Annotated in this window: 12 protein-coding genes; all 12 read left to right on the top strand. The window is 58.4% G+C overall.

The genetic code is table 11. The features are described from left to right. Positions 1-298 precede the first annotated feature (298 nt). Entirely contained in the window at positions 299-6,484 is a 6,186-nt protein-coding gene (locus AAF481_00805; GenBank protein ID MEM7479685.1) for an RHS repeat-associated core domain-containing protein, read from the top strand. Positions 6,485-6,636: 152 nt separating this feature from the next. Then, on the top strand, positions 6,637-7,077 hold the full coding sequence (locus AAF481_00800) for a hypothetical protein (GenBank protein MEM7479684.1): 441 nt from the start codon (positions 6,637-6,639) through the stop codon (positions 7,075-7,077). Between the two features lie 242 nt (positions 7,078-7,319). After that, the gene (locus AAF481_00795; GenBank protein ID MEM7479683.1) at positions 7,320-7,754 is read left to right on the top strand and encodes a hypothetical protein; all 435 of its coding nucleotides are present in this window, start codon (positions 7,320-7,322) and stop codon (positions 7,752-7,754) included. A gap of 681 nt (positions 7,755-8,435) precedes the next feature. Then, the gene (locus AAF481_00790; GenBank protein MEM7479682.1) at positions 8,436-8,858 is read left to right on the top strand and encodes a hypothetical protein; all 423 of its coding nucleotides are present in this window, start codon (positions 8,436-8,438) and stop codon (positions 8,856-8,858) included. Further along, on the top strand, positions 8,855-9,208 hold the full coding sequence (locus AAF481_00785; GenBank protein ID MEM7479681.1) for a hypothetical protein: 354 nt from the start codon (positions 8,855-8,857) through the stop codon (positions 9,206-9,208). The genes AAF481_00790 and AAF481_00785 overlap by 4 nt, the downstream gene beginning before the upstream one ends. Positions 9,209-9,753: 545 nt before the next feature. Beyond that, the gene (locus tag AAF481_00780) at positions 9,754-10,149 is read left to right on the top strand and encodes a hypothetical protein (GenBank protein ID MEM7479680.1); all 396 of its coding nucleotides are present in this window, start codon (positions 9,754-9,756) and stop codon (positions 10,147-10,149) included. A 206-nt stretch (positions 10,150-10,355) separates the two neighbouring features. Further along, positions 10,356-10,799, top strand: a complete 444-nt coding sequence (locus tag AAF481_00775; protein ID MEM7479679.1) for a hypothetical protein — start codon at positions 10,356-10,358, stop codon at positions 10,797-10,799. A gap of 72 nt (positions 10,800-10,871) precedes the next feature. Continuing rightward, on the top strand, positions 10,872-11,639 hold the full coding sequence (locus AAF481_00770) for a hypothetical protein (protein MEM7479678.1): 768 nt from the start codon (positions 10,872-10,874) through the stop codon (positions 11,637-11,639). A 549-nt stretch (positions 11,640-12,188) separates the two neighbouring features. After that, positions 12,189-12,653, top strand: coding sequence for a hypothetical protein (locus AAF481_00765; protein ID MEM7479677.1), 465 nt, complete (start codon positions 12,189-12,191; stop codon positions 12,651-12,653). 17 nt (positions 12,654-12,670) lie between these two features. Then, positions 12,671-13,003 (top strand): hypothetical protein, encoded by a 333-nt coding sequence (locus AAF481_00760; protein ID MEM7479676.1) that lies wholly within the window; start codon positions 12,671-12,673, stop codon positions 13,001-13,003. A gap of 173 nt (positions 13,004-13,176) precedes the next feature. Beyond that, positions 13,177-13,434, top strand: coding sequence for a hypothetical protein (locus tag AAF481_00755; protein ID MEM7479675.1), 258 nt, complete (start codon positions 13,177-13,179; stop codon positions 13,432-13,434). 423 nt (positions 13,435-13,857) lie between these two features. Then, positions 13,858-14,466: a biotin transporter BioY gene (locus AAF481_00750; GenBank protein ID MEM7479674.1), complete on the top strand. Its 609-nt coding sequence runs from the start codon at positions 13,858-13,860 to the stop codon at positions 14,464-14,466. Positions 14,467-14,483 lie beyond the last annotated feature (17 nt).

Below are 14,483 nucleotides of genomic sequence, written 5' to 3'. Positions count from 1 at the left end.
GGAGCCGGATGTCAACACGGTGTCGCTCGTCGCCAACGGCGATGCCCTGACGCGAAGCTGCTCGGCGGCGAACGGTCGCATGGACTGCACCCTGTTGGAGGATCTCTCCGAAGGCGCGATCTCGCTGGTGGCGACGGTGGATGATGTGGAAGGACACTTCGCCTCGATGGCGTCGGTCGCGTTCTCGGTGGATGTGGGGATCCCGCTGGCCGTGGACACGGCGCGGGTGACGGTGACCTTCGATGGCTCGCAGGCGAGCGTCTCCGGTGGCCCGGATGCCGCCGAGCCGAGAGCCTTGGTGACCGCCACTGGACCGGGTGGCTCGGGGCAGACCATGGCGGGGCTCGATGGCTCGTTTCTGTTGAAGCTGGCCGGAGCGGCGGGCGATGCGATCTCCCTGGAGCAGGAGGACTGCGCGGGAAACACCAGTGGAAGCGCTTTGGTCACGGTGCCGGGTCAAGGTGTCACTCTGCCGCCGAATCCACCCGAAGTGGCACCGCCCCTCGACCCGACGACGGCGACGGATTTCGCCGAGGAAGTCGAGTTTCTGACCACCGGTCCCAATCCCATCCAAACGGGTGTCGCCCCCGGGACCTTGAGCGACCGTACCGTGGCGGTGCTGCGGGGACGTGTGCTGTCGCTCACCGGCGCTCCGGTTCCGGGGGTTCGCATCACCTGCCATGGTCATCCCGAATTCGGCGAGACGCTGACCCGCGCCGATGGCGTCTTCGATCTTGCGGTGACCGGAGGCGATGAGGTGGTGGTGACCTATGAGAAAGACGGCTACCTTCCGCTCCAGCGTCGTCTGGAGGCGCCCTGGCGTGATTTCGCGTGGGCACCGGATGCGGTGCTGACGCCGATCGATCCCGCGGTCACCACCGTCAGTTCCAATGCGGGGACGCAGCAGGTGGCGGTGGGCACGGAAGTGACCGATGAGGACGGCACCCGCTGCCCAATCCTGGTCATGCCGGCGGGAACCGATGCGGAAATGGTGCTCCCGGACGGCACGGTGCAGGCGCTCCCCTCGGCCAATTTGCGCGTGACCGAGTTCACGGTCGGCCCAACGGGGCCGGATGCGATGCCGGCGGATCTGCCGCCCACCACCGCCTACACCTGGGCGGGCGAGATCTCTGCGGATGAGGCGATCGTCGCCGGGGCGACGGAAGTGCGGTTCAGTCAGCCGCTCATCTTTCATCAAGAGAACTTCCTGGACATTCCGGTGGGCGAGCCGGTGCCGGCGGGGTACTACGACCGCCAGAAGGCGGCGTGGGTGGGGTCGGATAACGGCCTCGTCATCGAAGTCCTTTCGGTGGATGGGCAGGGTCGCGCTGAACTGGACCTCGACGGCAGCGGCCAGCCGGCGGGCGCGACAGCGCTGGCGGCGTTGGGAGTCACCGATGCCGAGCGCATCGAGCTGGCGGGACGGTTCGCCCTGGGCACCTCGCTCTGGCGCGTGCCGATTCCGCATCTGACGCCGTGGGACTTCAACTGGCCGTGGGAGCCGCCGCCCGACTTCGAACTGCCGCCGAAGGATGACGACGAGGGTGGCGACGACTCGGACGATGTCGATCCCAACGACCCGGTGGATCCAGAGGACGAGAACGATCCCCGCAACGATCCTAAGGAAGCCGAACCGGACTGCACTGGTGGCTCGGTGATCGAGTGCCAGAACCAGATCTTGGGCGAGTCGGTCGCCATTCCAGGAACGGGGATGGCGCTCCACTACACCTCCGATCGCACGCCCGGTCGAAGGGACGGTCAGATCCTCACGGTCCGAGTGACCGGGCCGACGGTGCCGGCGTCGCTGCTGCGAGCCGAGGTCACCTTCCAGATGGCCGGACAGTATCTCCACCGTACCTTTCCACCGGTCCCTGGGCAGTTTCTCCAGCTCTCGTGGGACGGCACCAATGGCTACGGCCAGAGTTTGCAGGGCGATCGGCCCGTGCGCATTCTCAAGCGCTTCTGCTACGGCTTGGCGTACTCGAGCGGCTCATCGGGTGACTTCGAGCGGGCCTGGGAGCGCTTCAGCGAAGCGGGTGGCAACTTTGGAGGCATCCGCCGCGGGACGAGCGAGGTCTGCCTGGATCGCAATCGCGAGACCACGCTGACGGCGCTCGGCGTCCCTGCTACGCAGTGGGACGCCCGGGGAATCGGTCTGGCCGGTTGGACCCTGACGCCGCATCACACCTACAACCCCGATGCGCGATCCCTCTACCTCGGCACGGGTGGTCGCCGTACACCGCAGCCCTTCGGGGTCGCTTCGCGCCGCGCCGTCGGTACAGGACTGTTCGGGTCGAGTGGCGACTTCGGACCCTCGGAACTGGCGCGAGTACGGCGAGTGCGGGGAATGACCTTGGCCCCGGACGGCACCCTCTACCTGGCCGATGCCTCGTCGAATCGGGTGCGGGCTGTGTCAGCGGACGGCATCATCACCACCTTCGCCGGCAACGGGCTCCGCTGTGAGGATCGCGAACTCGGCGATACGGCGACGGAATGTGGAAATGGCGGTCAAGCCCAGCAAGCTCCGCTGTCCAATCCCTTCGATGTGGCTGTCGAGGACGATGGCAGCGTCCTAATCGTCGAAGGCGGCAACCAGTGCGTGCGTCGGGTGGCGCCCGATGGGGTGATCTCCACGGTGGCCGGCGACTGCTTCGATCAGTTCTTGGACCTTGCGGTGGATCGTCCGGTCTCCGATGTGCGCGATACCGAGACCTCGGCCTTTGCCTGCGATGGCTGCCCGGCGACGAGTGTTCGCTTGCGAACACCCTCAGGCGTGCAATCGATCCCCGGCGGCGGCTTCTGGGTCACCGACTCCGGCAACGGCATGGTCCTGCGCGTAACGCCGGATGGACTCATCGAACGCGAAGTCGGCGACCCCATGGCGACCGGCCTGGGCGATGGCGGACGGGCTCGCGATGCAAAGCTCTCCCTTCCGCGCGGCATGGCGCGGGACCGCATGGGCAATCTCTACATCGCCGATAGCGGCCACCACCGAGTGCGCAAGGTCAGCCCGTCGGGAGTGATTACCACCTTCGCGGGGGACGGGTCGGACAGTTTCTCTGGAGAAGGTGGCCCCGCCGTGTCAGCAGGTGTTCCGTTTCCCAAGGATGTTTCCGTCCGGCGCGACGGAACGGTATTGATATCTGCAAGCGACCGGATCTTGTCCGTTGGCAGTGACGGACGGATTAACACCGCTGTCGGTGGCGGAACCGCCGATCCGCTGGTGGCGGGCATCCCAGCCGCCAACGCTGATTTCCTCTCCCTGTGGGGCGTTCTGGAAACGCCCCTCGGCACATTGTCGGTCGCGGATGAGAATCTCGCCGCCGTGTTCGAAGTCGGCGAGCCACTGCCGGGCTACGATGGCGACGAACTGCGCATCCCCAATCCCGCGGGGACCGAGGTCTACATCTTCAGCCGCAAAGGCCGCCATCTGCGCACCATCGACAGCCTCACTGGAGCCGTGCTCTGGGAATTCGGCTACGACGCGCAGGGGCGTTTGGTCACCGTGACCGATGCCGATGGCCTGGTGACGACGATCGAACGCGCTGGTGATGTCGTCTTGGCGATCGTCGGTCCATACGGCCACCGCACCGAGCTGGGCGAAGACCAAAACGGCTGGCTCTCCAGTGTCACCACGCCCGCGGGTCGGGCACAGTCCTTCCGCTACACCGAAGACGGTCTCCTCGAAGAACACACCGACGCTCGCGGCAATACCTCCCGCTACGAGTACACCGAAACCGGCCACCTGAAACGAGCCGTCAACCGCGCGGGAACCGCCAAGACCCTGGCGCGCTTCGGCCTGGAAGAGGACTACCGGGTAATCCAGACCTCGCCGACTGGTTTGGGAACGGAGTACCACGTCGATCGGCGGGGATCCGGCGCGACCGTTCGGACTCGGACGGACCCAGCGGGCTTTCCGGTGACCAGCTACCGACTGCCCGATGGACGCAGTGAGGTGATCTCCCCAGATGGAACGGTCACGACAACGCAGGCGAGCGGCGACCCACGATTCGGAATGTCTTCGGCCATAATCTCGGCATCGACGACCACGACACCAGGTGGCCGTACTCGCAACGCCTCACATAGTCGCTCTGTGACGCTCTCTGATCCCCTCGATCCACTGTCGGTGACGGCCACTGCGGATACCATGACGGTCAATGGTCACTCCGTAACTCGCATATGGGAAGCGTCCACTCGGACGATCACTATGGCCAGTCCAGAGGGCCGCGAAGTCGTCTTGAAAGTTGACGACCAGCGTCGTCCGATTGAGACTCGCATTCCGGGCCTGCTTCCGGTGTTTATCGCCTACAACGATGAAGGAAACTTGGAGCGTGTCTGGCAAGGAGTGGGCGATCACCGCCGAGAGATCGTCTTCGGCTACAACGACCAGGGGCGAGTTGAAACCGTCACTGATCCGATGCTGCGAGTCACTACACTTGAGTACGACGACGATGGACGACCGATCACTCAGATCTTACCCGACGGAAACTTCGTTAGCTTCCGCTACAACCTTGATGGGAATCTCACTGAATTGACGCCTCCGGGTCGTCCGACGCACAAATTCCAGTACACCTCGGACGAGCTTCCAAATCTCTACACTCCTCCCACCCTCGGGGGAGATCTCGAGGCCAGCAGTATGGAGTTTGATGAAGACCGACGCCTCGATGCGATCACGCGAGCTGGAGGTCTCGAAATCGATCTAGAATACGACGTGATGGGCCGTTTGCAAACGAAGTCATCTCCACAGGATGTACTCACGTACTCGTACTGGTCTGACACGGGTCGGCTGAAGTCCATCGCAGGGCCTCGGCTAGGGCAGGAAGTCTTCTATACCGCCGATGGATTTCTTCCCACTCAGACCGCCTGGTCGGGTCCAGTAAGTGGATCCGTGTCGCGTACATTCGATGATGATTTTCGAGTCATTACAGAGTCTGTGAACGGGGGAAATACGATTCTGTTGGAGTACGACGACGACGGACTTCTCGAGAAAGTTGGAGCACTGGATCTCCAGCGCTCGGCAACGACCGGTTTTGTCAAGGGGGCGACACTGGGCTCTGTCTCGACCGATACCGAATACTCGCCGTTCGGTGAGGTAGAGACGTGGTCAGCAGAGTTCGGTGGCAGCGAGCTGTACCGATACGAAGTCATATCTCGGGACAAGGCTGGAAGGATCATCGAGGCGCACGAAGCAATCGGTGGAACCACGGATGTGTTCATCTACGGGTACAGCGTGGTGGGTCGCTTGGAGACGGTCTCCAAGAACGGTGTTCTGCTGGCGTCCTACTCCTACGGACCCAACGGAGATCGGCTGACCTACGATGGCCCATTTGGCTCCGTGAATTCTCCAACCTATGACGACCAGGATCGCCTGACCGCGTACGGAGGTGTTTCATATACATACCTACCTAGTGGAGAGCTGAGCTCTAAGTCGACGGGCGGTGCTACGGTCCAGTATGGGTACAACTCCTTCGGGGACCTTCGGAGGGTGATTCTCCCCGATGGGATCGAAATTGAGTACATTCTTGACGGTAGTGGTCGAAGGGTTGGCAAGAAGATCGAGGGATCCTTGGTACAAGGGTTCCTCTACGGAGATCTCCTCCGTCCGGTTGCCGAACTCAACGGTGCAGGAGCCATCGTGTCGCGCTTTGTCTATGGCGAGCGAGGAAACGTGCCGGACTACTTCACACGGGGCGGTTCGACGTATCGAATGATCACTGACTTGCGAGGAAGCGTACGACTCGTAGTGAATGCTGCCACCGGAGTGATCGAGCAGCGGTTAGATTACGATGAGTACGGTCGAATTCTGCAGGACAGTAATCCCGGGTTCCAGCCCTTCGGCTATGCAGGGGGTCTCTACGATCACCATACTGGATGGCTGCACTTCGGAGCCCGCGAGTACGTTCCGTCGATCGGTCGGTGGAATGCCCGCGATCCCCTATTGTTCGGGGGGCGGGATTCCAATCTCTATGCCTACGTAGCTGGCGACCCCATCAACTTCGTTGACTTCTCTGGAACAGTCAAGTTCAGGGCGGAGAACTGGAACAACGTCTTCAGAGCGTACAGACTGCAAGAGCAGCTTCGGGAACAGCTCAAGCCGGAGACCAAGGAGTTCTTCGAACAGTACGGCGTCGATATCGATGAGGTGCTGTCGTACTGCTATGACTATGAGGTAGATCTCGTCGACACAGATCTCTTCAGAGGAAAGTACAATTCCGAGATATTTAATGAGCTAGAAATCGCGTTGGGGCTTTCAGATGAACTCTTCCAGGCGACACTCTTGCACGAATTGGTTCATTGGGCAGCAGATAAAGCGACGCCCTTTGGGAGCCACAAGCCCCAGATCGCTCCAAGCCTCTTGCAGACTGTTGAGAGCGAGATCTTGAAAGAGGCTCCCCACAACGTCTCCGTTCAGAAGCACTCTAAGCAGCCCTATGCTGTTGAGTATCTACAGTTCGGCTCGCTCGTGACCCTCGGAGGGCCGTAGCCGTGCGCGTTAGACTCATGCTAGGAATCCTTTTTTTCTCCTTGCTCGGATGCGAGCCACAGTTAACTTTGACCGAAAGGCGAACTGGGGAACGTGGATATTATGGCTTCCCCAGGGAGGCGGATTTTGCAGCTAAAGGAGAGAGGCGGACTATGTTTGTGCAGGCTGGCGATCAGTCTGGTTTGAAGGGAGTCCGCGGTTGGTTCTCCGTCGATGAGGAGCTTTGGCCTGAAGTTTGGGTGGTTTGGGACGATGGAAGGACAGAAGGTTCTTGCAAGGTGTCTGAGAAATGCGCGGCCGGCCTAGTTCTCTGGCAAATGTTTGCTCCGGATTTCTGTTGGGCCAATGAGGGAATGATTGCGTGGAGTGAGATTTCTCCGGAGCATCTAGAAGTCGAGTTGGAGCTGTCGTTTCAGGAAAACGATGAGGGACGGTGCAAGCTAGACTTCAATGCTTTGAACGTTGTCGCTGACCGGGTGCCTTCGGAAGATCTCGTGAGTAAATTGAGAAGCTATGGAGAGCATGATCCCAAGGAATTCTGGCGAGATTTGCTTGAGAAGGTGGCGCCCGATGAGGTGGATAGTGAGGCCTGAGTCTTCTGCGTCTACCGGAACATCGAGCAATTATTTGAGTTTGGGCGCCTAGTTGCGCCCAGAGGGTCTGGCCTATGAGAAGAGCACTTCCCTGCCTTGTCGCAGTCTCCCTTGTTCTTGGTTGCAAGTCGCCAGTTCGCTTGGTAGAACTCTCGAACGGAAAGTTTGTTCATTAAGCAAGCTATTACTAATATTACAGATATCCGAGGGAGGCGAGCTTTGCTACAAGCGAAGGCGCAAGTTTGGCCTATGTACAAGGCGGCAAGCAGGCCGGGTGGAAGGGTGTGCGGGGCTGGACCAAAATCGACGAAGAATTGGTGCCGGATGCTTGGCTGGTTTGGGACAACGCAGCGCCTGGAGGCTCATGCCGTGTCCCCAGCGAGTGCACGGTTGGGATGGAGATTTGGGCAATGTTTTCTCCGGGGTACAATTGGGCCAGCGATGGAGAGATTGATTGGGAGCGCAGGACGGGCGGGGATTTAAAAGTCGATGTCATGGCTCACTTTGAAGAGACTAGTTACGGCGGCAAAGAGATGCAGCTCACACTTTCCAACGTGGTGGCGTCGAGAGCTGACTGGGGAGATCTGACCCAGACGATACGTGGCCGACTTGAGTTGGATCCTGAAGGCTTCTGGAGCACGTTGCTGCAGGAAGCGAAATGGCAGGACAGTGACTGACGGAGAGTAGACCGTGGCTGTGCGAAATGTCGAACCCTCTTGACTCTCAGGCCTTGGTGGTGTTTCTACCATACCTGGTGATCGCTTGTTATCTGGCGCACTTCATTCTCTACTGGATCTTTCTTCGGAGACTCCGTACTCATCATGCGTCAGAGTGGCAGGAGATCGGTTCTCCTGGTGTATTCAAGAATAATACGCCCAAGACGGCATGGGGAGTCCTACGCTACTTGCGCGGCGAGCACCGCTCACTGAATGGTTCTCAATTGACGAGCTTGGCGCGAGCCCTCCACGTCTCGTTCGTGGTTTCCACTGTTGTTCTCTTGATGCTAGTCATGGTCAACTGGGGTTGAACTCTCCCTTGAGTCATGCAGCGAGAGTGAGCTATTGGTCTGCGGGAGTTTTCGTGGCTCCCAGGTCTCTGTTGCCGACTCAATCAGTAGGGACTTAGGCTTTGACGATCTCAATCGACTTCTATGAAGGCGCCTATGGTCCGACCCTGCGAATAGCACTTCACGAGAGTCGAGACCTTGAAACAGTCGCCGAAATGTTCTCTGCGTTGGCTGCGGGACGAAAACTGACTATCGACCTGCTTGAAGACTGTAGCGCCCAGGTGACGGGAATATCAAACTTCACCCTTCATCGAGTCCGCAAACCTCTTGAGAAGAGACTCAGGGAGATCCCGTGAACAATATTGATCCTTCCGGGCGCGGTGGTTGCACTGTTGATTTTCTCGGCTACAAGGTACCTGTTCCTAACAGCGCCCGGAAGAAGCCGTTGAATCACGCAGGCGTATTGACGTATGACGAGCAGGGCAATACCCGGTACTATGATTATGGGAGATACGGCCCTGATGACAGTGGGGAGGTGCGGCGATTTCGTGTGAGCGATCTTGAGCCGGGTGATGACGGGAAGGATTCTCTGCGGCGGGGGCCAGGCAAGGGTTACAAGCCCTACTTGCTTTGCCTTGGCTGGGCTGACGAAGAAAAGATCATAGATTTTGCGGAGAGAAAGAGGAAGAAGCCGGATCCGTATAGTTGGAATCCTTTCAGCCTGAACACATGTGTCACCTTTGCACAGGACGCATTTTTATCGGGGTTCAAATGAAGATTAAGATTCTACTATTTGTATTGGTTTTGTCTATGGCGTTGAACGGCTACTTGATGTTCGTTTGCGTAGATGACGGGACTGCCTTGACCGATATACGATCCAAGAATGACGACCTTCGGGAGCGGCGACAGTTTGCCCTGAGGGTCATCAACCATAGGTGGTCTGGCAGTTCTGTCGAAGATCTTGAATCACTCGCAAGAGAATTCGAGGCCGAAGGAGTGATCGTCAAACGGTATGATGACTTTTGGGAGCTTCACGATTTCATTTTCGCCATTGGTAATGGCCGAGTGCTGGAGGTTGGGGATTTCGACAGTCCGCTTTCTGATGCTGACGAAAAAAGCATGTGACAATGGTATCATTCGCGCCAGGCAGTCAAGTCTATCTTTTGGCGGAGGAGTTGGTTTCGGAGCCGGCATTACGATTACTACTCCCGTAGAGATTGGAAACTGACCATCAAAGGAGGTCGAAATATCGAATCCTCTTGACTCTCAGGCCTTGGGGGTGTTCTTGCCATACTTGGTGTTGGCTTGTTGTCTGGCGCACTTCATTCTCTACTGGATCTTTCTTCGGAGACTACGTACTCATCATGCGTCAGAGTGGCAGGAGCTTGGTTATCCCGGAATGTTTAGGAACAACACGCCCAAGACTTCTTTCGGAATAATGCGTTTCATGAGGGGGAAGTATCGATCTCTTAATGACCCTCAATTGAATCAGTTAGTCCGAGCGCTAAGGGTGACGTTCGTTCTAGGTGCGATCCTTCTCTTGGCTCTCGTCTTGGTGAGGTGGGGTTGAACTCTCCCTTGAGTCATGCAGCGAGAGTGAGCTATTCGTCTGCGGGAGTTTCGAGGTTCCCAGGTCTCTGTCGCCGACTCAATCAGTAGGGACTTAGGCTTTGACGATCTCAATCGACTTCTATGAAGGCGCCTATGGTGCGACCCTGCGAATCAAACTGCACGAGGTTCGAGACCTCGAAACGGTCGTCGAAATGTTCTCTGCGTTGGCTGCGGGACGAAAACTGACTATCGACCTGCTTGAAGACTGTAGCGCCCAGGTGACGGGAATATCAAACTTCACCCTTCTTCGAGTTCGGAAACCTCTTGAGAAGAGACTCAGGGTCGAAGGCAGCTTAGATCAGGAGGCCGAAGTGGTGTGGGAAGCTACTTCCGAGGAATGGGAGAACTGCTTGGGTCTGACAAACGCCTTCAAGATTGAGCGGAGTGGGCATCAGTACCTGACAGCTGAGGGGGTTGACGATGCATTGGTGGTGCTTAGCTTCCGCGAAGGCTAGAGGGGGTTCAGGGAATCGATGGAGCAACCCTTCTGGTTCTCGTAGGAACGGGATTGCTGCGCTCACCTTGGACCATTCTTTGATCAACTTCGCGGACTTGCCTTTCATTTTCAAGCCATCGCAGTCCTCCCCTGCGTACAGGGGTAAGGCGGAAAGAAGACAGAATGAAGATGACAAGATCGACATCATGGATACGATTTCTCCTGGTGGCGACCGTTCTCGGCTCTAGCCCCTTGGCCGCGCTCGGCGTGCAAGGTGGTGCGGAAGTCAGCGCTGCGATTGGTGAATTCCGGGGCTGGCGCTTTTCGATGCAGGTACCCCATCGGGCGGTGGTTACCTTTTCTTCTCCCGTTGAAGATTTCGCACTCTACAAGGTCAAGCTAGATGATGAAGTATTGCTTTCGATCTATGCCGGCGATCATCCAGATTTTCCGCAGTATGCCCCAAGAGATGCCGTTGAAGTGAAAGAGATTCTTGATCGACGGAATGTTAGGTCGATTCGTTGGGTCCGTGATGGTTTGGTGGGGCGCGAGGTCCTGGTGCAGCTTGAATCTGGGTTTCCTAAAAGGCTCCACATCGCTTATCCTAGGCTGTCGCGTGAGCAGGAGACGATTGCTGAGGCCATCCTTCAAAGCCTTCGGTTCGAGTAGGGCCAGAAGAGAGAATGCTGCCGGTGGCGGTGTATTTCGTGGGTCAGTGTAATTCTCCGAAGGATCTAGAGAATGAAGATCGCCCGACTGTCAATCTGCACTTTCCTGCTAGTTGGTCTGGCGTGTAGCGAGGGTGAACAAGGTGTGCGATGGAGGGTGCTGGCAATTGAGAAGGTGTTTAGCCAGACGACAGGCGACGTGTCGCTAGCTGTCGTCGGCAATGGGGCGTGGACCTCGTCGATCAGCGGACCACTTACGGACGAAGAGCTGAGGGAAGAGCTTGGAGGCCAAGCCAATGAAACGATGACAGCGGACTCCGTGATCGTCGATCTTGCGATGTCGGAGAGCCAGTCGCGTCGGTTTGTCTATCGGTTCAATTTTGAGAGCAGGGCGATCCTGGAATCGGTCCTCATCGACAAGAGATCTGGTGAGGTAACCGGTCGCTGGGACGGCATAAAGCAAGGATGTATTTCTGACAGCTTCCTCTTCTCCGAGGCACTAAATCTCTATGCTTGGGACGGGGCCACTCAGAGCGGCAAGTTGATTCAGGATGGCGTTTCTAGTGTCGCCTGCTCCGACGGAACCGCTTACTTCTTCAAGAACAGCGGTGACATCGTGAAGCTAGAAGGCTCCACGGACAAGGGAGAGCCAGTCGCCTCATTCTCGGGGGTGGTGACCGAATCCTCTGCGCTGCCGGACGGAACGATCCTGTTCTACAACAGCCGTAGCGAGAAGCACTTGGGCAACCTAAAGATGTACGATCCAGTATCCGGAAGGACGAGGCTGATTGGGAAGAAATGGCCGAGTGCACAGCTAGTCGTGCTTGGAGAAGCTCTTTAGGGACTTGTCTGTGCCGGAAGAAGTGGTCATGATCCCGTTGGACCCAATGTCACGCCGAGGCAATATCAATGCTCAGTACTCGTACTAAGGAACTCCTTCGGTGGCATGCAGGTCTTCAGGACCTGCCCCGTCAAGCAAGTCGAAGTATCGCTTTCTGCACCTGGCCGGCGAACCAATCGACCTCTGAACTATCTGCGGCGATCGAGGACTATCTTCAAACCCTCGCCACGGTCAATCAGGAGCTACGGGAATCTGAATACCTGGTCGGCGATGAGCGTTGTGTTCCGCTTGTGGCTGCCTACTCTGTTGCGGAGGTTGGCCGCATGCTGCGCGAAGTCGCGAAGCGTATGGAGGAGTCGTTGGAGCTGAAAGAGTTGACGCGCCCAGATTTGGCAAGTAGAAGCCTCGTGGATCGGAATTCTAGACGGAGATCACCCTGACCTGACGGAGTTCCTTCGGGTGGAAGAAACGGCGAAATTCGCGTAGCTTCGACAGCTCGTATGACGCGGCAATCCTCGGCAAAGACGTTTCTTGGTGTCAGCGACGAAAATGAGCTACTTCATTTATGGGAGTTTCGAGATTCCAGGTGGCGGGAAGTCTGCCGAGCTTGCTGCTCGGTTGAGAGAACTGGCTCGGAAGCAGGGTCTTGAGTTGGCCTCCGAGGCAGTGTTGCAGCGAAGCGTCGTAGAAAGTGTTCTGCTCGATCGATCATTGACCGGAGACGACCGCCTCCCCTTTCTGCTGGTCCAGACTGCTGGGGAGGACACCTCCGACAACCTGATCTCGCCGTTCGCCGTGATTTCAAGAGCAGAGCGCTTGGCGAGCGCGGAACGAATTGGGAGGTTCATGGAAGCCGTCGGCAGAGCTGGTGTCGAGGGATTCGACCTATTGGTGAGCGAAGGTTACGATGTCGCTTTTACGGATTTTGTGGCCGTGTGGTCGGGTGCTCGTCGGGCGGTCGAGGCAGTGCTGTTGCTGAGTGAGGACGAATCTGTCCACCTACGTGTTGGGTGAGGCCAGAGGAGATGTCGATGGCGAAGGGGATTCTTGGTTTGCTTCTTGCTCTCTCGCTCCTGGGGAACGCCTACCTGTTCGTTCTTTCGCTGGACGCCGGCATGATCTTGGACAACGCTCAGACTGAAGCGGAACGACTTTGGGAGCGCCGCGAGCGGGCGCTGACGATCATCAACCGAGCGTGGGTGGGAACGCCAATCGAAGAATTGAGTGCACTGACTGATGAGCTGGAGGCTAAGGGTTGGCTCATAGACCGACACGACGGCGAGTGGGAGCTACACGACTTTGTTTTCCGGATCGAAGATAGTCGAGTCGTTGAGGTTCGAGATTACGACAGTCTGCGGCGATGAACTTCGCCCCGTTGCTGGACCAGCAAGGGAAGCTTTGTGAGCTGACCGATGAGATCCACGATTGCTGGTTCGTGTCTCGGAGGTCGTCCACGATCCCGAGACAAGAGTCGTTGCGGTCCCATTTTTTGGGGCGAGCGCCCGAGAAGCGCCGAGTGCTTTCCCGATGGGGTCCGATGGCTCGATTGGCGGTACCTGCGGATCGGTGGACTCTCGTCATCGAGAACGTCGCGAGGCTGGACCTCGAAGACCCGCAGAACGTAGACTGCTTTGACTTCAATGTTCTGGTCTGGCACCCAGCGAGTTCGACGGTCGAGGTCAGGACGGGTATTCCTCTCGAGTTCCAGGTGGCGGTTTCTTCGCTGGCTCTACGCATCGACAGGGACGAGGAGGAGGTTGATCAGATTCGCAGGATTGGGATAGCGTTCCCTTGAATCGAAGACCGGAATTTTCCCATGCAGACTCCACTAATCGTCTCCGAACAGGGTGATCTCGTTCTTTTTGAGACCGTTCGGGAAGCCGAAGTTTTACTTGGAGCTGATTGACGTTGAGAGTGTTGAGTACGAAGCTTTCGACGCTTCCAGGCGCAGGCTTATGCTCGACGTGGTGGATGAGGTTCTTCCTGGCAAGAGCTACCCGGTACGGATGAGCAGAATTCGCCTCGAACAGGGTTTCCCCCGAGCCAGCAGTGGAACGTCCTATACGACCGAGGCATCCCGCTCATCGCTCAGATATCCCGTAGTTGACTGAAAATGGGCAGGTTGTACGGCCAATGGGTAGTTTGTGGAGTCCTTTAGCGATCGGCTCGAGATCGTCTGAAGATCGAGGTGGTGGTTCGATTCCGCGTCTGCGCACCAATGTTTGAATCCCCTCGAGACCTCTCCAAGGCCGCGCCGCGTTGGTGGATAACGCCGCGCGTTCGTCGCCTGCTGTTCCTGGTGCTGGGCGTAGTTCTCATCGCTCTAGCGGCGCAGGTCACGGTGCCGATGGTGCCGGTGCCGATGACGCTCCAGACCTGGGCCGTCCTTGTCGTCGGTGCCGTGGGCGGATGGCGTATGGCCCTGGCCGTTCTCGCAATGTACTGCCTGGTGGCGGCTCTCGGTGCCCCGGTGCTGGCCGATGGAGCCTCCGGCGTCGATCGCCTGGTCGGGCCGACGGCGGGCTATATCGTGGGCTTCTTCTTGGCGGGCGCTGGGGTCGGCCTCGCCCGGGTGCGCCGCTGGGCGGGCCGACGTCTCGGCCGGTGGACGCTCGCGGCGGCGGGCGGGCACCTGCTCATCCTCGCGACCGGGTTCGCTTGGCTGGGCGGCAAGATCGGCTGGATGCCGGCTCTTGAGGACGGCGTCGAACCTTTCCTCCTCGGGGCGGTGGCGAAGTCGCTGCTGGCGGCGCTTTCGATTCGGCTCTTGCTGGGCCTTCGGAGGCAAAGCGTCGCCGGCCGATCTGGGGAACTGCCTCACTCGTAACGGATACCGCGTCGGTG

This window comes from Acidobacteriota bacterium, assembly GCA_039030395.1.
In the GTDB taxonomy this organism is placed as follows: domain Bacteria; phylum Acidobacteriota; class Thermoanaerobaculia; order Multivoradales; family JBCCEF01; genus JBCCEF01.
Note: the sequence above shows the minus strand (reverse complement) of the source record. Positions and strands in the feature narration are given on the sequence as shown.